This is a genomic window from Plesiomonas sp. ZOR0011 (assembly GCF_000800945.1).
In the GTDB taxonomy this organism is placed as follows: Bacteria; Pseudomonadota; Gammaproteobacteria; order Enterobacterales; family CAMTGL01; genus Plesiomonas; species Plesiomonas shigelloides.
In genome coordinates, this window is sequence record NZ_JRKB01000013.1 from 1 (window position 1) to 19,958 (window position 19,958).

At 50.9% G+C, this 19,958-nt stretch carries 20 protein-coding genes and 1 pseudogene; 7 read left to right on the forward strand and 14 right to left on the reverse strand.

The genetic code is table 11. The features are described from left to right. Positions 1-185: 185 nt before the first annotated feature. The 11 genes and pseudogenes from L975_RS01795 to hypF all read right to left on the reverse strand — a co-directional run bounded on the left by L975_RS01795 (position 186) and on the right by hypF (position 11,684). Positions 186-401 carry a hypothetical protein gene (locus L975_RS01795; RefSeq protein WP_047706868.1) on the reverse strand — a complete coding sequence of 72 codons (216 nt, stop codon included), beginning with the start codon at positions 399-401 and terminating at the stop codon, positions 186-188. A 51-nt stretch (positions 402-452) separates the two neighbouring features. Beyond that, positions 453-794 (reverse strand): hydrogenase maturation nickel metallochaperone HypA, encoded by a 342-nt coding sequence (gene hypA, locus L975_RS01800; RefSeq protein ID WP_010863695.1) that lies wholly within the window; start codon positions 792-794, stop codon positions 453-455. A gap of 114 nt (positions 795-908) precedes the next feature. Then, positions 909-2,045: a hypothetical protein gene (locus L975_RS01805; RefSeq protein WP_047706870.1), complete on the reverse strand. Its 1,137-nt coding sequence runs from the start codon at positions 2,043-2,045 to the stop codon at positions 909-911. A 16-nt stretch (positions 2,046-2,061) separates the two neighbouring features. Continuing rightward, positions 2,062-2,691: a hydrogenase-2 assembly chaperone gene (gene hybE, locus L975_RS01810; RefSeq protein ID WP_081995570.1), complete on the reverse strand. Its 630-nt coding sequence runs from the start codon at positions 2,689-2,691 to the stop codon at positions 2,062-2,064. Further along, the gene (locus L975_RS01815) at positions 2,688-2,978 is read right to left on the reverse strand and encodes a HypC/HybG/HupF family hydrogenase formation chaperone (RefSeq protein WP_072033000.1); all 291 of its coding nucleotides are present in this window, start codon (positions 2,976-2,978) and stop codon (positions 2,688-2,690) included. Before L975_RS01815 ends, hybE begins: the two co-directional genes overlap by 4 nt. A gap of 92 nt (positions 2,979-3,070) precedes the next feature. Next, positions 3,071-3,553: pseudogene (locus tag L975_RS01820) on the reverse strand (HyaD/HybD family hydrogenase maturation endopeptidase); the annotation flags it as partial. Continuing rightward, positions 3,553-5,256: a hydrogenase 2 large subunit gene (gene hybC / locus L975_RS01825; RefSeq protein WP_039044763.1), complete on the reverse strand. Its 1,704-nt coding sequence runs from the start codon at positions 5,254-5,256 to the stop codon at positions 3,553-3,555. The gene hybC and the pseudogene L975_RS01820, both read right to left, overlap by 1 nt. Further along, positions 5,253-6,446 carry a Ni/Fe-hydrogenase cytochrome b subunit gene (gene hybB / locus L975_RS01830; protein ID WP_010863701.1) on the reverse strand — a complete coding sequence of 398 codons (1,194 nt, stop codon included), beginning with the start codon at positions 6,444-6,446 and terminating at the stop codon, positions 5,253-5,255. The genes hybC and hybB overlap by 4 nt, the downstream gene beginning before the upstream one ends. Then, positions 6,433-7,455 (reverse strand): hydrogenase 2 operon protein HybA, encoded by a 1,023-nt coding sequence (hybA, locus tag L975_RS01835; RefSeq protein WP_010863702.1) that lies wholly within the window; start codon positions 7,453-7,455, stop codon positions 6,433-6,435. The genes hybB and hybA overlap by 14 nt, the downstream gene beginning before the upstream one ends. A 4-nt stretch (positions 7,456-7,459) precedes the next feature. Continuing rightward, the gene (gene hybO / locus L975_RS01840; RefSeq protein ID WP_047706871.1) at positions 7,460-8,605 is read right to left on the reverse strand and encodes a hydrogenase 2 small subunit; all 1,146 of its coding nucleotides are present in this window, start codon (positions 8,603-8,605) and stop codon (positions 7,460-7,462) included. 235 nt (positions 8,606-8,840) lie between these two features. Continuing rightward, positions 8,841-11,684, reverse strand: a complete 2,844-nt coding sequence (hypF, locus tag L975_RS18290; RefSeq protein ID WP_072033001.1) for a carbamoyltransferase HypF — start codon at positions 11,682-11,684, stop codon at positions 8,841-8,843. Positions 11,685-12,056: 372 nt separating this feature from the next. Here hypF and L975_RS01855 point away from each other — a divergent pair, with 372 nt between their 5' ends. From L975_RS01855 to L975_RS01875, 5 genes are all read left to right on the forward strand, one after another. Next, entirely contained in the window at positions 12,057-12,242 is a 186-nt protein-coding gene (locus tag L975_RS01855; protein ID WP_010863705.1) for a hypothetical protein, read from the forward strand. 273 nt (positions 12,243-12,515) lie between these two features. Beyond that, positions 12,516-12,725 carry a hypothetical protein gene (locus L975_RS01860; RefSeq protein WP_010863706.1) on the forward strand — a complete coding sequence of 70 codons (210 nt, stop codon included), beginning with the start codon at positions 12,516-12,518 and terminating at the stop codon, positions 12,723-12,725. Between the two features lie 206 nt (positions 12,726-12,931). Then, entirely contained in the window at positions 12,932-13,435 is a 504-nt protein-coding gene (locus tag L975_RS01865; protein ID WP_039044764.1) for a YbhB/YbcL family Raf kinase inhibitor-like protein, read from the forward strand. 68 nt (positions 13,436-13,503) lie between these two features. Then, positions 13,504-13,755 (forward strand): hypothetical protein, encoded by a 252-nt coding sequence (locus tag L975_RS01870; protein ID WP_010863708.1) that lies wholly within the window; start codon positions 13,504-13,506, stop codon positions 13,753-13,755. Between the two features lie 273 nt (positions 13,756-14,028). Continuing rightward, entirely contained in the window at positions 14,029-14,700 is a 672-nt protein-coding gene (locus tag L975_RS01875) for a YfdX family protein (RefSeq protein WP_010863709.1), read from the forward strand. A gap of 254 nt (positions 14,701-14,954) precedes the next feature. Here L975_RS01875 and ppiC read toward each other — a convergent pair whose 3' ends face one another. Together ppiC and L975_RS01885 are read right to left on the reverse strand one after the other, a co-directional pair. Further along, positions 14,955-15,236, reverse strand: a complete 282-nt coding sequence (gene ppiC, locus L975_RS01880) for a peptidylprolyl isomerase PpiC (protein WP_010863710.1) — start codon at positions 15,234-15,236, stop codon at positions 14,955-14,957. 207 nt (positions 15,237-15,443) lie between these two features. Then, entirely contained in the window at positions 15,444-15,794 is a 351-nt protein-coding gene (locus L975_RS01885; protein ID WP_047706873.1) for a YcgJ family protein, read from the reverse strand. 229 nt (positions 15,795-16,023) lie between these two features. On the opposite strand from L975_RS01885, the gene L975_RS01890 reads away from it, so the two are divergent. Together L975_RS01890 and L975_RS01895 are read left to right on the forward strand one after the other, a co-directional pair. Continuing rightward, on the forward strand, positions 16,024-16,218 hold the full coding sequence (locus tag L975_RS01890) for a hypothetical protein (RefSeq protein ID WP_047706874.1): 195 nt from the start codon (positions 16,024-16,026) through the stop codon (positions 16,216-16,218). A 341-nt stretch (positions 16,219-16,559) separates the two neighbouring features. Beyond that, the gene (locus tag L975_RS01895; protein WP_047706876.1) at positions 16,560-18,200 is read left to right on the forward strand and encodes a methyl-accepting chemotaxis protein; all 1,641 of its coding nucleotides are present in this window, start codon (positions 16,560-16,562) and stop codon (positions 18,198-18,200) included. Positions 18,201-18,310: 110 nt separating this feature from the next. On the opposite strand, the gene L975_RS01900 is transcribed toward L975_RS01895, so the two are convergent. Continuing rightward, positions 18,311-19,846, reverse strand: a complete 1,536-nt coding sequence (locus L975_RS01900; RefSeq protein ID WP_047706878.1) for an EAL domain-containing protein — start codon at positions 19,844-19,846, stop codon at positions 18,311-18,313. Positions 19,847-19,958 lie beyond the last annotated feature (112 nt).

Genomic DNA, 19,958 nt, shown 5'->3' on the forward strand with positions numbered 1-19,958 from the left:
GTCATGATGGTCATGATGGTCATGATGGTCATGATGGTCATGATGGTCATGATGGTCATGATGGTCATGATGGTCAGCCAGTGTGACGTTGTCACCTCTTACCGGAAAGTGATAATGGTAATGATGATGCACATCGCCGTTATGGTGATAATGATGGTGGACAACAACACTGCCCGCATTACCACTTAGCTCACCGACCGCTGGCACGGCACTGGCTGCGCTACTCTGCGCTTGATGCGCATGCGAGTGGTGATCGTGGTGGTGTCCATGTGAATGATCATGACCGTGAGAATGCTCATGTGAATGATCATGAGTATGACCATGATGGTGGCTATGACTATGTTTATGAGCATGCCCATGATCATGGTGATGAACATGAGAATGATGCTGTCCGTGTGCATCCCCTTCAATCCGGACTTCGCCTTCGGCGCAACCGCATGTCGTACACATGGTTATTCCACCTCTATTTCCTGAATTCGTAATGTTTCACCGTCATCCACACGCAGACGGTATCCCTGACAATGCGGACACGCCTCGCCGCGCTGATTGATCACCACGGTTTGACAGCAGTCCCAGCACCATGCCTGTGCCGGTTTGACCCGCACGTGCAGTTTACACCCTTCCGCCAGCGTGTTACGGCTAACGGCGTCAAAACAAAAGGTCAGCGCAGAAATTTCGACACACGCCAGTGCGCCGACTTCCAGCCACACGGCAGTCACACGCCGCACGCCATTTTGCGCGGCTTGCTGCTCAATTACCTGCATCGCACTTTCGCATAGCGCCATTTCATGCATGTCAGTTCTGCCTGTTTCCGATGAGTCTGCGCTGGCCGCGATTCTTCGCTCGGCCAGCGTTAATGTTCTCGATTAAATGCGTCAATTCACAATGACGCTTTTGATTTTGTTGCCTCATGCTGTCGTATCTTTCTGTACCTCAATGGGTGCACAGACGATCTCAAAGCCCACACAAGGATCTATCGCGCGCAGCAGCAATTCTGTCGCCCGCAAGGCTTGTTGCTGATCGTCGGCCGTTTGGCCATTCAGCGCCTGCTCCAGTAGTCCACCGCGGGCAAAATAACGATCAGTGGGTGCATCGATTTCCCAGCGCGCAATCTGCCAACGAGCAAGTTTCGGATCGTCATGGCTGGCGGTATTCTGCACCGTGATGCGATGAGACAAACTGCCGCGCGACGCCATCGTCTGTCCACTTACTCGCCATGTACTCGGCGACATATCCGATGACTCGCCCTTCTCGCACGTAGCCGTTTGGTCTGCGCCAGAGAGAATCACTTGCGCCGCCGGCTCCGCAATCAAACGCGCCATTTCCAGCCAGCGCGCTGTTAAGCGTGCGGCAACACCATTACCATAACGGCCAATCAACGCCTGAATCAGGGGATGCGCGTATTGGCGACCAAATGCCCCGCTTTCTGGCTGCGAGCAGGTTGACTGCGCGCCAAACGAAAGCAACGGCAGATAGCGGTGCAGTAATGCCGGATAGGGCGCGGTGGAGTGTTGCATCCACGCCATCCAATCCTCGAAAGAGGCCAACGAGCAAAATGCCTCGGCGCTCAAGCCACACAGATGAGTAAACGCGGTTTCCCAACCTTGTCGATCGGGGTGACGTAAGACGCGCGTATCGGCCAAAAAGAGCATCGCATCGCCATCAAGTGCTAACAGTTGCCAGTTTTGCCACGCATGTTCACGCATCCACTCAGCCGCTAGCTGTTCAGTTGGCGGACTTTGTATCTGCGCCGGAAGTAAAACGTGGGATGGTTGCGCTAACGCGGCAAAGGCTTGCGCGGCGGCTGTTTGCTGTGCAATCGGACACAACGAGAGCAAATGTGGCAGACGCTGCCACGCCGTTTCGATAGGCAAACCAGCCAGCGCACGCCCTGCATCTGGCCGCACGCAGCTGACCTGCGCCGCCAGCACTACGCGCCCTTGCGCCAGTGGTGATAGTTGCAATTGCACACGCACACCGCCGGTAAACGGCGGTGTGTTTGCTGTTGGTTGCACGGTAATGGGCTTAGGTTGTTGCTCCGGCATCACACAAGTCCACTTACTACTTACTTACTGACTGAGGCTGCGGCTCTGCGGCGTAGCGACGGCCACTGAGCAAGGCGCGACGCGACAAATTCTGTGGCGCATTCACATCCGTCACCGGAATAGCCAAGACCTGACGGGAAACATCCGTTGCCAGTTGCAGAGCTTGCTCGGCTGACATAGCCGGATCCAGCGGAGACATCAGCGAGCAGGACAAATACTGCCCGATAGCCTCAATTTCACTGACATGAAATACCGCATTGCCAAACGGTAGACGCAAGCCCAAACGTTCACCCAGCGGGCGCGAATCCCAAACTTGGTCAGGCCCCGGTAATACCAGAATGCTCAGCATCCAAGGCGTTAGCATGACCCCAACCCACTGCCCTTCGTAGCACTGAAAACCCAGCGCGCGAACCGGCACTTGTGCGCGGAAAAAAGGCAGAGTCTGCATCTCGCCTTGTGCAATCTCGCTGAACGTCTGCTCCAACAGCGCTGCGGGATTGGTGGCAAAACCCAGCCACTCACGTGCAGGAGTTGGCGCTGGCGTCACTGGCGCTACATCAGAAAACAAACCCAGTTCTTGATTCAAATCGATATCACTGAGCCCGAACGCTTGCGCTTCTTGGCGCAGCAAGGTGTCGAGATTCATTTCGACACCTCCGAATAGTGCATGGCGGAGGGCAAATCAGCATCCGCAATCAAATCATCCGGCAAATCGCCATTTAACAGCGCCTGCATCGCCGACAGCGACGCTTCAGCATCTTCGGCGCTCATGCGACTCGCCGCAAAGCCACCGACTTGAACCAACAAGTAATCGCCAACGTTAACCGGTTCATCCAGCAACAGCAGGCTCACTTCTCGCTGCTGGCCGAAACTGTCCACACAAGCCAGTTGACCATTCACGGATAACACCCGGCTGGGAATACCGATACACATCAGAGAACTCCTTGTCTGTCTGATTGACTATCTACCTGACAGTCTGAAAAAGCTTCAGAATCAATCAGCTGTTGGTTACGGTTAAGCGGAACATCTTTGGGTGTTACTGTAACCCCACTCTCCGCCAATGCCCCGCACAAACCCATCACAACCTGATCCAGTTTGTTACTAACCGTGTCGGTGAGGCCAATGCGTGGCTCGACAGACTCCGGCACCACCCCGATCAAGGTCAGACGTTGCGGAAACTCGTCGGTCAGTTTGAGGGCTGACAACACATCGGACAGCCCCAACTGATGCGGAGAAATTTTGCGGCTAAACAGTGTCGGCACCTCTTCATCGCGCAGCGTCACCACCGTGCCCGGCGCATCACCAGTTAGCACCGCATCGGCAATGATCAGGTGTTCACGATCGGCCATATCCCCAATCAGCTCCATGCCACAGGTGCCGCCATCGAGCACATCTACCTGCGGCGGCAGATGGAAGCGCTGCTCCAGCGCTTCCACCGCCCGGACACCAATGGCTTCATCCGACAACAACAAATTGCCGATGCCAAGCACCAGTACCGGATTTTGCATCACAGCACCTTCACTTCGGTCACTTGCTGGCCGCGGGTATCCACAATGTGTACCGCACAAGACATGCAAGGGTCAAACGAGTGCACCGTGCGCACCACTTCCAGTGGTTTTTCCGGATCAGCCACCGGTGTGCCGACCAGCGCGGCCTCATACGGCCCCGGCTCGTCATTTTGATTGCGTGGACCAGAGTTCCAAGTGGAAGGTACGACCGCCTGATAGTTGGCGATCTTACCGTTTTTAATCACAATCCAGTGCGACAGCATGCCGCGTGGCGCTTCTTCAAAACCCACACCGCGCAACTCAGTATCAGCCGGAATGTTAGGTTTGATATAGGCCACGTAATCACCGCGACCGATGTTGTCAATCAGCGCTTGCCACTGGTGCGCCAGCGTATCTTTCATCACCGCACAGCGTACTGCACGCGCCAACACGCGGCCCATGGTGGACGGCATCTCTTGCGGCGTCAGGGTGTTACCACTGAGTTTCTGATACAGACCCAGCACGGTATCCATATGCTGTTTGGTGCCTTCGTGACCAGCAGCCAGCATACAGAGCACGTTCGCCAGCGGTCCCACTTCCACGGTTTCGCCGTAGAACGTTGGCGCTTTCACCCACGAATATTTACCGTCCTCGTTCCAGCCGGTGTAGTTCGGCCGCGTCTTGCCCTGCCACGGGTGCAGAGGTTCGTTATCGCGATACCAGGCGTGCTTGCTACTTTCGGCGATCCCATCGATCAGGAACTGATCTTTATGCGAATCAATGGCGCGGAAGGTGCTCATGTCGCCATTTTTGATGTAACCGCCCGGCAGCAGGAAACTGCCACCTTGGTTATCGGTCGGCAATTCTGGCACTGACAGATAGTTGGTCACCCCACGGCCCGATTGCAGCCATTCTGGGTAGAAGCTGGCGATAATCGCCGCATCCGGCATGTAGACCTGCTCGATAAAGCCGTTTAAGCGATCGATAAAGGTCTTCAGGTACATCAGGCGTTCCATGTTCAGCACGCCGATACCATCCAGATTAATTGGGTTGGCAACACCACCCACGGCCAAGTTTTGGATATGCGGGCTCTTACCACCCAGCAAAGCCACCACGCGGCTCGCATCGCGCTGATATTCCAACGCTTGCATGTAATGCGCCACCGCAATCAGGTTAACTTCTGGCGGCAATTTCATGGTCGGGTGACCCCAGTAACCGTTGGCGAAAATCCCCAACTGGCCACTGTCCACCAGCGCGCGGATCTTGTTCTGTACCTTGGTCAGCTCTTGTGGGCTATTCAGCTGCCAGCTCGATACGCCATTCAGCATTTGTGAAGCTTTCACCGGATCGGCTTGCAGCGCCGAAGTGATATCCACCCAATCCAGCGCCGACAGCTGATAAAAGTGCACCACGTGGTCATGAATGTTACTGGCCGCCAGAATAATGTTGCGGATGTACTGCGCGTTCACTGGCACATTCAAGTTCAATGCACTTTCCACCGCTCGCACCGAACCAATGGCGTGGATGTTGGTACACACCCCGCAGATCCGCTGCATGATCATCCACGCATCGCGCGGATCACGGCCTTGCACAATCTCTTCCATGCCACGCCACATGGTGCCGGATGACCAAGCTTTCACCACTTTGCCGTTGGCAATTTCACAGTCAATACGCAGGTGGCCTTCAATCCGAGTAACCGGATCGATAGTAATACGCTGGCTCATTCTTTACCTCGAACATCATGGCTGGCCTGATAATCCTGGTGTACACGCTCAAGTGACGGCAGGACTGGCAAAATACGGATTAACAACAGGTAGGCGCACACTTCAATGGCGATAAAGCCCACCGAAATCAAAATTTCTTCCGTGGTTGGGAAATAGTGGTATCCCTCACCCGGATTAAATGCGATCAGGGAATAATTCAAACGCCACAGCGCTGAACCGAGCAGCATGCTAAGCGCGCCCAAAAACAGCAGACGGGAATCATTACGGGTGGTATCCCAATGGAACACCAGTAACGGGAAAATCATCAGGGCAATTTCAGCCCAGAACAGCAGCGCATAGTGGTCAAACTGACCGAGATAATTCACTTTGCCGTTGATGACAATCTCTGCAAACCGCAGCGCGATAAACAGGATCAGGAAAATATCGATCACTTTGGTCAAGCGATAGAACAGCGCCTTTTCATTCGGCCCTTTCCCCGCTAACCCTGCCTGCACCAATGAGCCTTCAAACACCACGATGGAAAAGCCCATGATGAAGGCGGTCAACAGTGAGAACACCGGCAGCATTTCATAGCTTTGCCACAGCGGGTGAATCTTATGGCCGGCAGCAATCATCAACGAACCCATCGACGATTGGTGCATGGTCGGCAGCAGCGCACCGAGTGCGATAATGGCGAACATGATTTTGTTCAGCCATTTCAGCTGCACTTTCCAACCAAAGCGCTCTAACACCGCAGGTGCGAACTCCAACACCAGAACCCCGATATACACCGTCATACAGGCGGCGGTTTCAAACAACACCGAGTTCACGTTGAAGTGACCTGGGATGTAGAAATACGGCAGGTTCCAGTAACGGCCCACGTCAATGGTGATCGACAGGCCACCTAAGGCATAACCGAACAAACTGGCCAGCAGCGCCGGTCGCACCAACGGGTGATATTCCCCGCGGTTAAACACGTACACCGCCCACGCCAGCGCCCAGCCACCACAGGCAAAGCCGGTACCGATCAACAGGTCAAAGGAGATCCACAAGCCCCACGGATAACCGCCGTTCAATCCAGACACAGAGGCCAATCCCAAAAACAGACGCTTGAGGATAATTACCCCACACAGAACCGCAAACGGGGCAAAGAACAGCACCGGCCAGCTGACCAGACGCCCACCCAGTGGTTTAGCATCAGCGTGTGCCATGATCATCATCCTTCTTATCGGTTTCTTCGCGATGATGAGTTTTATGCTCATCATGATGCTCGGATTTTTTGGTACTGCGGCGGGTCAACATGGCCAAACCGGCAAACGCAGCGATCGGCAACACCATCCCTTTGTACAACGTATGTTGTACCGTTTCGGAGCGAGAGCCGGTGGAGCGTTCATCGAGCTTCGGCAAGTTCAGGTTTTCGTATGGCACCGCGGCCAACGTCAGTACCTGCGTGCCACCGCCTTCTTTTTCGCCGTAGACATGGTCTTGGTAATGCGGGATCGCTTTTTCATAGCGATCATTGCTGTTCACGGTCTGGCGCGGATAGGCATACATCTCGCCCGCTTTCATCGCCAAACGCTTTTTAGCTTCCGCCAGCAGCTCTTCACGGGTACCAAAGATCACCGCGCCCGCCGGACACACTTCCACGCAGCCCGGCAGCAAACCTTGATTCAAACGCTCAACGCCGTTTTGGTTGCACAGCTGACACTTGTGAATTTGGCCTAACGGATCGTCGTACTGGAATTTCGGTACACTAAACGGACAGGCAATCATGCAATAACGACAACCAGTGCACACGCTCGGGTCGTAATGGACGATGCCGGTTTTCGGATCTTTACGCAGCGCCTGCACCGGACACACCGATACACAGTTCGGGTCAACACAATGCATGCACTGCTTTTTGATGTAGGCGTAGCCGTTTTCGACTTGGTCTTTGTGCTTACCATCACCGCTGCTCCACACCTGAATGATGTTATTGGTGTAGGCATCGAGCTTGTCATTGTTCGACCAAGTCTGTTCCCCTTTCGGGTTCAGCTCAGAATGGTTGACCTCCTGACACTTGTACACGCAGGCCTGACAGCCCACGCACAAGGTGGAGTCATACAGCATCCCCAGTGAACCGGGGATCGGTTTAAGATTTTCCCGCGCCACCGCACAAGGGGAAAGCCCGCCAGCCACCGCGCCCGCAGCAGCCAGCTTGAGGAAATTACGTCTATCCACGGCATCACTCCTTGTGTGAGTCTGCGTCGTGCTGCCGCGCTTCTGCTTCGCGTTTTTGTCGCTGCTGGCGACCCAGCTCACGCACAGTCATCAAACTAACACCCGCGACCAAACCGGCTACACCACCGATGATCCCCGCCGCCGTTGGTGAAACATCCCCACCTTGGCGGTTATTCAGATCCGGTTTTTGTGAACGCGGAGTCTGGTTTTCCACGTTCGCCAGTTGGTGAATGCCTTTGGTAAAGCCCACGCCCTGCTCATTACAGCCGTAGCAAGGGTGACCAATACCGACCGGCCAGATACCGCCGCCAATGTCACAAAACTCCAGCGTCGAGCAGTTACCGTAGGTTTCTGGGCCTTTACAGCCAAGGTGATACAAGCACCAGCCATTACGATGGCCTTCATCGCCAAACTCTTTGGCAAAACGGCCAGCGTCAAAGTGAGGACGACGTTCGCAGTGTTCGTGGATCAAACGGCCATAGGCAAACGTGGGTCGACCTCCCGCATCCAACTTCGGTGCCGAGTTGAAGGTGATCAGATGTACCACCGTGGCCAAGAAGTTCTGCGGATTCGGAGGGCAGCCCGGAATATTAATCACTGGCTTGCCACCCAGCGCCTCAGACAGGCTCACTGCGCCGGTTGGATTGCCGCCGGTGACAGGCACCCCGCCCCATGAGGCACACGAGCCAATGGCGATCACTGCCGCGGCATTTTCCGCCGCCTCACGGATATGCTGCACGATCGGCTTACCCGCCACCATGCAGTACACGCCATCATCTTTCAGTGGAATCGAGCCATCGACCACCAGCACGTAACGGCCTTTGTATTTCTCCATCGCGTGGTGTTTGTTTTCTTCCACCTGATGGCCGAAAGCCGCCGACAATACCTCGTGATACTCCAACGAAATGGTATCCAGCAGCAGGTTTTCCAGTGTCGGGTGCGTGGCACGCAGCAGCGACTCCGTACAACCGGTACACTCTTGTGCGCCAATCCAAATAACGGGAGGACGTGCAGGGTCAGAGACCGCCGCGGCAATTTTAGTAGCGGCATTTGCCGACAGCCCCATACTGGCCGCCAGACCCGTACACAGCTTCATAAAATCACGACGACTCACACCCAAACGGTCAAGAAACGAATTATTCATAGCCATTGCTTTTGGTTCTTTTTTAATTATACCAATTTGATGAAAAGTTTAATTTCCCTCTTTTCATCCCCGTTTTGGCAACCGCGGTAATAGTATTAACAGCGGATAGATCAGACATTTGATCCATATCAATGATTTGTAACACGAAGAATTATTTTTTAATTTATTTGAATAGACACGTTTCAGCCTGAGCGACATGAAAAGAAAGGAATAAAAATATTCACCGTTTTTTTACCTTAACTCAGAGTGGATTTAATATTCTCGCTGCCGCAATCACGGCTTGACCTAAAGATAACCCACCATCTCCAGCAGGAATAATTTGCGGAGTCAATACCTCCAAATGGTTTAATTTTTTTAACAGCAACAGGCGTAAAAGGCGGTTGTGTAATACGCCGCCAGATAATACGACCTTCGCGATACCTAACCGAGATGCATAATAATTAACCACCTCTGCTAAGCCATTGGCTAATGCCACGTGAAAAGCAAAGGCTTTATCACTATCCGTCGCGCGGTAATTTAACCAAGAATGCCAAAATGCGGCTAAATCCAGCGATGATTTGGGTAAGTCTTTTGCCTGCTGAAAATAATTAACGGGGCGAATGTCAACGATTTTCTCGCTATTTTTATCACCATTAAATTTGTGTGATAATATTAATTGTTCCGTACCCACAACGTTTAATTGATTGCGAGCCGAGCGCGCCTCACTGAACAATAACGGCATCTGCAGAGGGAAATCATGGTCAAGCGCAGATGACAAAAAATCACCTTGCTCATGCTCCTGCGCTAAGGCTTGCCATGCCAGAGACTCCAAGCGGCACGCAGCCTCACCTTCAAACGAAACCGCATCGGTACAGATCCCCAATGCAGCCGCAACCGCATCAAACAAGCGACCACACGATGAAGCCGGAGGACAATTAATCTCTCGTTCGATCGCATGACACAATAAACCGGTAGCATAGGGCTGTAATATTTTACCCAATTCGGTATTTTGCCAATCCGGTACTGCCGCATGACATTGGGCTAACAAATTACGCCACGGTTCACGCGCGGCTTTATCACCACCGGGTAATGGCGTGGCAGGAATGCCACCTAAATGAACAAACGTTGTATAATCTGCCAGCAAACATTCCCCACCCCATAACGCATTATTTTCTCCCATACCGATCCCATCTAATGCCAGACCGAGTATCGGAGTATGATTTCGCGCTAATCCATATTCTGCCATCACGGCAGCAATATGTGCGTGGTGGTGCATAACCGGAATAATTTTCTTTGCGCTGTATAATTTTTCCGCATTACGACGACTGAAATAACCGGAATGAGAATCGGTCGCAATAATTTGCGGTTCAACATTATAAATCTCACAGAAAAATGCTGTTGAACGATTTACTTGTTGTGCCAAATCCGGATCGGATAAATCACCAAAGTGCGGACTTAATACCGCCATACTTTTCGGCGGTAATTTATTTTCAATATTGCTATCTATATCACTCGCCATATCACCCGCGATATGATTGCCGATATTGTAGTCAATTTTACTTTTAGTCTCGCTCGCACCCGAATTGTGTAACTCGGTATTTACATGTGCCAGGTTTACATGTGTCTGGGTCAGTGGCTCAGGACTTGTTTTATTATCCCCCTGATTTATCGCTATTGACTCAGCCATATTGGAGGGGATCAAACAAAAGGTATTTTTCAGATCCGCGCCGGTAGCCAAAATCGCCGGTAGCGGAGCAAAGCCGTCCGGCAGTAGTAACGGATCGGGCACATATCCGCGCGCCCGACGCAGCATATCAGTTCCCTCAGGAGTAGCACGCAGCAGCGAATCATCGGCGCGCTGCACGATGTCGCGGTTATGCAGCAACCACCCATCAGCGATATGACGCAAATCCTGCAGAGCTTCGGCATTACTCAGCGCCGGTGGCTTGCCAGACGCATTACCGGACGTCATCACCAACGGACGCCCGACTGCATCCAGCAGCTGATGCTGCAACGGGCTCGACGGCAGCATCACCCCCACTTCGCCTAAGTGCGGCGCGATATTGTCAGCCAGCGGTGTGGGTTCGGCGTCAGAAAATCTCTCCGCGCACAGCCCATCTGCGCTCGCGCGCTTTGGCACCAACACGATCGGCGCAGCCGCGGAGGTTAGCGCTGACACCGCATGCTCACGACAGCGCAACGCCGCCAATTCCGGTTCTAACTCCAACAGCGCAAAGCGCGGTTGCTCAGCGGAAAAATCCGCGCACACATCAAGCCAGTCTAGCGATGGCAACATCACCGCCAGCGGTTTACCCGGGCGATGCTTACGCATGCGCAAACGCGCGACAGCCTCAGTATTGGTCGCATCACAAGCTAAGTGAAAACCGCCCAACCCGCGCACTGCGACGATCTCGCCACGCAATAACGCCTGCGCTGCCTGCGCGATCACCTGCTGCGGACCCATATGGCCTTGGGCAAACAGGTCGTCAATTCGAGGCAAACAAAGTGACTCATCAAGAAAAGACGCATCAACCCAGCGAATTTGCGGACCACACTGTGGACACGCATTGGGCTGGGCGTGAAAACGCCGATCAGCCGGATCGTCATACTCACGCTGACAGGCAGGACACATCGGGAATGCCGCCATCGCGGTAAACGGACGGTCATACGGCATACTGCGGATGATGGTAAAACGTGGGCCACAGTGGGTACAATTGATGAACGGGTAGCCAAACCGACGATCAGCAGGGTCGCGCATCTCCTCCAGACATGCCGGACAAGTCGCAGCATCAGGGACGATTTGCGTTGCCATTTGCCCACCGGCGGTGGCGGTAATGGTGAAAGTCTGCGGCATGCTATTCGGCTGCCATGCCGCCACTTCCAATGCCTGAATCTGCGCCAATGGCGGACAGCGCGCATAGAGTAAGTCAGTAAACTGGCGAAATGCAGCGCAATCCTCAGTAAGCTCCGCCAGATGGATCAGCACCCCTTCTGCATCGTTACGCACATCACCGGTTAATCCGAGCTCATGGGCTATCTGCCACACGTAAGGACGAAATCCGACGCCCTGCACTTTTCCTCGCACTCGGATTCTGATCCCGGTCATAACTGCTGTCTCACTATCCTGATCTACTTCTTTTGGTATTTTCTACGTTGCCGTTGGCTCCCGCGTTCTTCTTGGGAGCGGAAAGACCTCACACTTTGTGCTGCATTCTAAGCCGGTCAGCTGCTTTGCCTAGTAACCTCGTCACACAATCTGATTTCATTGTGTTTTTAATCCTGATAAAAAGTAATGAAATGTATCACTGTGGATTTTCTAAACGTTTTTGAATATCACAACGAATCGGCATAGCTAATCATTCCCTTGCCGAGACGCTCACGCTCATCGCGCCCAAGAATTATTCACCAAAGCAATAACATAATGTGCTATTCTCCGCCGCATTGAGACCATATAAATCATACTTATATCGGAGTTTGCATGCTGAATAAGAAAAAAGGCACGATCAGTTTGTCGGCCATCGCATTGATTTGGGTTGTTTTTGTCAGCGCTGCGCTGTCAACCAATCTGACCGGCGGCCACCAGCGTCCTAATTGGGTGACTTACGCGTTTTTAGGTAATGTTGTTGCCACTTCGTTACTGGCTAGCTGGGCGCGCGAAGACTGATCATCGCCGCTTATACGCTAAAGATTCAGTACGAATGCAGTACGGGTGACTAACGCCTGTACTGCTATTTTTTCAGGGTGTTTCACTGTTTTTCTGCTCACGCTTTCCCTTACAACTTTATTTTTTCGCCCCCCTTTCCTCCGCCCGCGTTTCATGACATAACACAAACCATTAACAAGCATGCTGCAAAACGCGCATAAGCTCTGTATCAACAACGTGTATTAAACACACTCATCAACACTCAATACAGTTCGCTCGGACAAGGAGCACAAGATGAACACTCCATCTACCTATGGCATCGCCACACTGCATCGTCACGTTGTGTTAGGTGGCTGCATTATTGCCGCACTCTGGGTAGCATTTATTACCGCCGCGTTGATGAACAACCTAACCGCCTCATCGCGCCCAGAGTGGCTGACGTGGTTTTATCTGGGTAACGTGGCCGTTACCGCGCTGATTGCTCTTTTTATGAGAAAAGACTGACGGTTAGCGAAAAATCTGCCCGTCAGATTTATGCACAGACTCACATAACCCGACACAATATTGTATTCGCTCCCCGAATACGCCTCGACTAAGCTAAACAGACATTAACACCGCGGCTCGTACGCCTCCTGCGCTGAAGTGAACATCAGCAGTGAAAACAGGAGCACGGCGAGCCGAGTGGTATACCAACGCATGAAGGTGATGTTATGTCTGTACACTCCTCAGCCTTTACTTTGTCCAGTCCTGATTTTGAGGATGGCGACTATATCCACTTACGTCATGTCATGACCGGTGAGCCCTATCAGGGAGACAACCTGTCGCCAGCACTGCAATGGGATCATGTCCCTGAAGGCACGCAGAGCTTTGCCGTCACTGTGTATGACCCCGATGCGCCAACCGGCAGTGGGTGGTGGCACTGGTTAGTCTTCAACTTACCGGCAGATACTCGCGGTTTGCCGCGCGGAGTTCTATCTGATGGCACACTGTTACCTGCTGGCGCGGTGCAAAGTATCACTGACTTCGGCGTGCCGGGTTACGGCGGCCCACGTCCACCCAAAGGCCACGGTGCGCATCGCTATCAATTTACTGTTTTCGCACTCAAAGTACCGACTCTGGATTTGCCAGCAGACACAATGCCAGCTAAAGTCGGCTTTATGCTCAATGCCAATGCACTGGGTACAGCCAAGATTACCGCCCTGTTCCGGGGCTAATCGGGATAACTAACGATAACAATGGATTTATCCTGAAAAAGGATAACGGCACGTTTAAAGGAGACGCTATGAGCGCGGAACAAGTCATCAGTATTGCCAATACCACATTGGAGCAGTTGGAGCATGCTTGGAAAGAGCTGCACAATGCCAATCTGACCGAGGTGCGTAAGCAAGAACTTATCGCACATTGTAAGGATGTACTGGCGCTCTGGAATGCCGTCAATACCGATGTCTCCTTATCTGACAACCCGGTACTGGTGCAAACCGTCAGCAAAATCACCGATCGCCAAGCTGAGCTGAGCAAACAGTTCGGTCTGTGATCGAGTCGCCTTTGTCGGCATACGCTGACAAACGCACGCTTAGTAAACCGAAACCTGCTGCAGGTTTCGGTTTTTTTATTCCGCTATCCCATCAAGTTTAATAAGCACCATTCCCTTTCCCTCCATTTGGCAATTGAAAACTGCCTATATCAGAAATACTTACAAACACTTTGTGACGGCGACTTTGATTTCTCTGCTATAGGCTAATTCATGTGCTCAAAACGGACAGACACAGGTGCCTGTCGTTTTCTGATTTACTATGGAGTGAATGTCATGAAACATCTTTTATCTGCTGTAGCCCTGTCTGTTGCTCTGATCTCTGGTGGCGCAGTTGCCGCTGAACAACCTGCTACCGCCACTGTGGCTGCAACCCAACAGCAGCAAAAAGATCTGCTGCAAGTGGCTCAGCAAGGCTATAACGCCATGATGAACGTTCAGCATGCCCGTGCTGCACTGTTCAACGGCCAACCGGATCAAGCACAAAAATTAGCTAAGGAAGCGCAAAAACTGCTTTCTTCCGACAGCACTGACTGGAGCAAGTTTGTTAAAGCAAACAAAACTGCTCCACTGGCCGGTGATAACTATGTGATCATCAATGCCAGCATGTCAGTGGCAGAAGATTTCATCTCAACCCCAGCTAAACAAAAAGCCATCAGCCAAGCTAACGAAAAAATCAAAGCAGGCGATCGCCAAGGCGCGTTGGAAACTCTGCGTTTAGCCGGTATTGGCATTGTGGAAAACCAAGCGCTTATGCCACTGAAACAAACTCAGCAAAACGTAGCCAAAGCGCTGGATCTGATGAAGCACAGCAAATACTACGAAGCGAACTTGGCTCTGAAAGCTGCTGAAGATGGCATCATTATCGATTCTGAAAGTGTCATCGGTACGCCAGCCGCCGCGCCTGCAGCTGCTGCGCACGCAGCAACACCGGCAGCCGCGAAATAATCGCGTTTGCGTCTGAGAATCACGAGTGAGAATCGTCTTCTATCACGACACTGTCTCGACTTTCTCGATAAAAGAGATGAATGGGATAAGCAACAGGATAGGAAAGTGACGTTGTCACTGACATCTCGCTAAACAAGTCTCGAAACCGGCGTCCAGTACGCCGGTTTTTTTATGCTGCATGTCGCGCCGCCAGACTTAATGAAAAATCACCATGCCCAGCCGCGTTAACGCGAAGGCCAGTGCGCAGTCTGCGCTTAGCTCTTATACAACACCTTGATCAGGTGGTAGCCAAATTGGGTTTTGATTGGGCCGACTACTTGTAGCAATGGCGCAGAGAATACCGCTTTATCAAAAGCTTTAACCATCTGCCCACGCGCGAACTCGCCTAAATCGCCACCGCGTTTACCCGAAGGACAGGTCGAAAACTGGCGAGCCAACTTGCCAAAATCCGCACCATCATCGAGCTTTTTCTTCAGTGCCAAACACTCTTTTTCTGTTTTCACCAGAATATGTATTGCTGCGGCTTTATTTGCCATGCTGCTTGTTGCCTCTGTTACCTGATTAATTGCCATGATTGCACACAACACGGCTACACATACACAGCGACACATACTCATCTACGTATGCTGCATGCTGAAGCCGTGAGTAAACGCATAGCTTACCGGTGCGGCCCCGATCTTGTGAAGTTTTAGCAGTAAAAATCAACCTTTCTAACTCACTATTACTACTCGCATGAGCCATAGCTAAAGGTGCGACGAGGAAAACAACACGGCTTGGTAATACTCCCCTTTACCTACAATCTCAGATTCGCAGTATTGCGCGGAAAAATGACAGATAACCTGATTACTCAAATACACGGTAGAGCTCGCGGTTGCCTGTGGCGCTAAACGCTCTAACTCAATGCGCTCAACATCGAAAAACTGCGCAGTCAACTCAGGGGAAAAGCCTGCGGCGTTGTAACACTTGCCCAAGCCTTTATCACACACCACGCCGTCTACCGGCGAATAAACCCATGTTTTATAAGCCAGCAGCGCCCCTTGTACCGGTACGCTAAGCACCATACACACACAAATGACTAATAAAAATGGATTCATCGTCAGCTCCTGCTCAGGTCTCAACAACGTATCAATCGCCTATGCTGACTGACCTTAGCGAGCGTGTATGACATTACGATAACAGTGTGGTGATGCTCTGATGAATAGGCGTGGCACAACCAAGAAGAGAAAAAGATTGCCATGCACCAAATACATGACCATGGTCAGTATTCCAAGACAATACTCAAGGTAGGTTTATCTCATGCTGTCATGAGGGAGTCTCAACTGCATGAAAAAGCAAATACAACATTTGGTCTGGCAACCCTACATTTGCCAATTGACCACCGTAGATATCGCGCAAGGCATTGCATTGAGCAGTTTACGAGGACAAAAACTACGCTCAGCCGATATTACTCGCGCTTGTTTTATTGCTGACAAAATCATCAGCACCCTCACCTACAATTTGAATCGGAATGTTTCCTGACGCAGTAAATAGATAGGCCGTCTACAATTCGTGTAGAGTTTACATTGCTAGTTAAGTACTTTTTATATCGCCGCAAGATAACCAATCGTCACGTACAATCATTTCCATGAAATACTTTGAAAAAGCATGACATAAGAAGAAATCAATAAAAATGCTTTCTTACCAACTTAGCCAATCACCAAGACAATTCACTTTCCACAAATAAACAGCCGCTCCTATACTCATCGGTCATAAGCAACTAAGCATAAAGTTGCACAAAAAAGATACACCAATAGAACCCAGAATGAATTAATTATTTCACTACTAATATAACGCGACTCTTACATAGAACGGTTTCAGGAATGATTGATTTATCGATAAAGAAAAAACTGCTGCTCTCTTTTTCTGTGTTATGCCTGCTAATGAGTTTAACTGGCTTATACTCACTCTCTAAGATCAAGCAACTTCATGGCAACATTGACCTGCTGTCCAACACCTCAATCCCCGTAATTATTCATGCGAATGATATAAATAAACAAGCGACTGACAGCCGCCGCTATATCCTTGCGCTGTTTGCTAAACGCGACAGTAACGAGCAATTAGACAAGTACGCGCGCATGTTGTCTGACACGCAACAAAAGATGACCACACTGCTGGCAAATTACGAATCACGTTTTAAATCACCACAAGAGCAACAGATCATCACCAAGATCCGATCTTTGTGGGTGCAGTACTGTGAAGAAAATGAACAGGTTCAGCGCTACATCAAAAGTGGTGCCATTGACTTAGCGATGCAAAGCCTCAATACCGGCTCGGCTATCTATGATCAGCTTAATCAGCAAACGCAAGCGCTCACCAATCTAAGCCTAAATAATGCCGCTCGCGCTGAAAGTGAATCCAATACGGCATTTTCCGCGGCACAAATTGGGATTATTACTTGCCTGATTGTGTCGGCTATTTTTGTGTTTATTTTGGCCAGCCTGCTGACCAAGAGCATCACCAAGCCGCTGTTCATGATTTTGGAGCAAGCACGGCAAATTGCTGACGGCAACCTCGCCCGCTCACAATTTTGTGAATACATTGAGTCCGGTAAATTATCCCGTGATGAGCTGGGCGAGCTGGGTATCTCGATTCAAAAAATGAAAGAAGGTCTGCATGCGCTGGTGAGTGACATCATGACCTCAACATCGCAAGTCAGCAGTGCCGTTGAACAGGTGAATGCAATTGCCCAGCACTCTGCCGATGGCATGCAAATCCAGCAAAACGAAATTACCCAGCTGGCGACGGCAATGAATGAAATGCAAGCCACCGTGCAAGATGTATCTATGAATACTACGCACGCCGCAACCGCCGCCAATGATGCGACTCGACAGTCCATTTCGGGTAATCAGATTGTGCACGAGGCGGTGCAGAATATTCAGGAAGTCTCGCAGCAAATCGAACATGCTAGCCAGATTGTGCAGCAGCTGGAGCAAGACAGCGCCAGTATTAGCGTGGTGCTGGACGTAATCCGCAATATCGCCGACCAAACCAACCTGTTGGCACTGAACGCGGCCATCGAAGCGGCGCGTGCTGGCGAACAAGGACGTGGCTTTGCTGTGGTCGCCGATGAAGTGCGGACTTTAGCGCAGAAAACCCAAGATTCGACGACCCAAATCAATCAAATCATCGAATCATTGCAAAAGCGTGCGACCGAAGCAGGTCAAGCAATGCAGTCCAGCTGCCAGCAAGCCTATGTGTGTGTGGAGCACGCCACCCGTGCCGGCGAGTCTATTCAAGAGATTAACGCCGAAATCAGCAAGATCTCTGATATGAGCTCGCAAATCGCAACCGCCACCGAAGAGCAATCGGCCGTAGCCAATGAGCTGAATAAGAATATTGTTAACATCAACACGGCATCAACCGAGGTCGCCGAAGGTGCGGTACAAACCGTGCAGGCTTGCGTGAGTCTGGCGCAGCTGGCGCAACAGCTCAATCTGATGACGGAGAAGTTTAAGCTGTAACGCTAAGCTCATCCTTCCGATCCCCAAGCATAGAGGCACAGAGCTTCCCGCATGGCCAGATAGATACAGTCGCTATCTGGCCATGCATAGCAACATGTGGTGATAGATGATCAGCTGTTTTGGCGCGCTTGATATTCGGCTACCCAGCGAGTAAATGCATAAGCCGGTAGCGGACGAGAATAGAAAAAGCCTTGGATGTTATAGATGCCTTTTGAAACCAAGTAGTCCACTTGCGCTTGGGTTTCAACGCCTTCAGCCACCGGATCCATCCCCGCCTCTTTTGCAAAAGCAATGATTGAATCAAGAACGCCTTTTTTCACGTCATTGGTCCCAATGGTATCAACGAACATCTTATCAATTTTAATCTCGTCTACACCCAATTTTTGGATATAGGAAAAACCGCCGTATCCAGTTCCAAAATCATCCAATTTAAAACGGTATCCCAAGGTTTTGACTTTGGAGATCTCTTCTGCCGCAACCGCAAAATCACTGACCCGCATACGCTCGGTGATCTCAAAACGTAATTTTGAATTGTAATGCCAGCGGTGTTTTTTCAGCATCCGGAACAAAGAGCCATTCTCGATTTGCTCCGGCACAATATTAACACTCACCCACAGAGATTCTGGGAATAGACTCAAATCGGCAATGATTTTCTCCAGCACTTGTTCGGTTATATCCAAAATCATGCCATGCTGCTCTGCATGCTCAATAAATCCGCCAGGGGAGATCATCTCACCTTTGTGATACCAGCGTAGTAATGCCTCAGCCCCTATCACCTGCCCTGTTTTCGCATTTACTATCGGCTGATAATAAGGGAAAAATTCATTTTTCTGTAAACCATACCGCAACAACTCTGACATTGAGCTTTGATGATGCGTCAGAATCCAAAAAATAAAGGTGCCTGCAGAAAGTGCCACTAACATGAAAAGCGCAGCATAAAGCCACAGCTTCCCATTGGCATAAGCCACCAGCTCTTTCCCCGCTAATAGCTTATACACCACTTTCCCATTAGAGATACTGGACACCAAAACCTCACCTTCGGGGCGATTCTTGATATCCAAATTCCCTTTTGGAGAAAACAACGTTGTCTCTGCGGGTGCGATGTTAAGATATTCAATGTAAAAACAATTTTTACAGGGTGACTGTAATTGCTCGTGAGTCCATGCACTATTGAGAACCCAGTAGATAAAATTGCCATTCACATTGATGAAGGTCACCACTTCACCGCCGGTATTTGTAATATCGTGCGTTGTCGTAAAGCCTACGTCATAGCCATAAAACTTGTAGGCATAGGTTTTGGGTTCGCTCGGCGATAAAATACTCAGATCGGAGCCTAAACTAGAACAGCCGCCCCCATCTTTCAGCTCAATACCTTGTACACGAAACTGACTATTATAAAGATTCAAGTCTCGCAAAATTTGAACATCGTGCTTGCCACAATCGAATTGAATATTGGTTATTTCATTTTTCATGACATGCCGGATAGCATCACTACGCTCATTGGCCGCATAGTAGAAGCCCTCAAGCTTTGACTGCAACAAGCGCTGCGCTAAAAAATGCTCAAACAATGAGGGAATCGAAAGCCCGATCCCGAGTACGCTAAGCACAAAGATAAAGTAGAGGGCCCATTCCCTTTTAATTCTCATCAAGTAAAGCCCTTTTGATGACTGCTTCAGTACGAACTGGATATCGAAAGATGCTCACAAACTACAGTGATCAACCCCTTTCGTTTAACAATACCCCAAAACAGTCAGTATC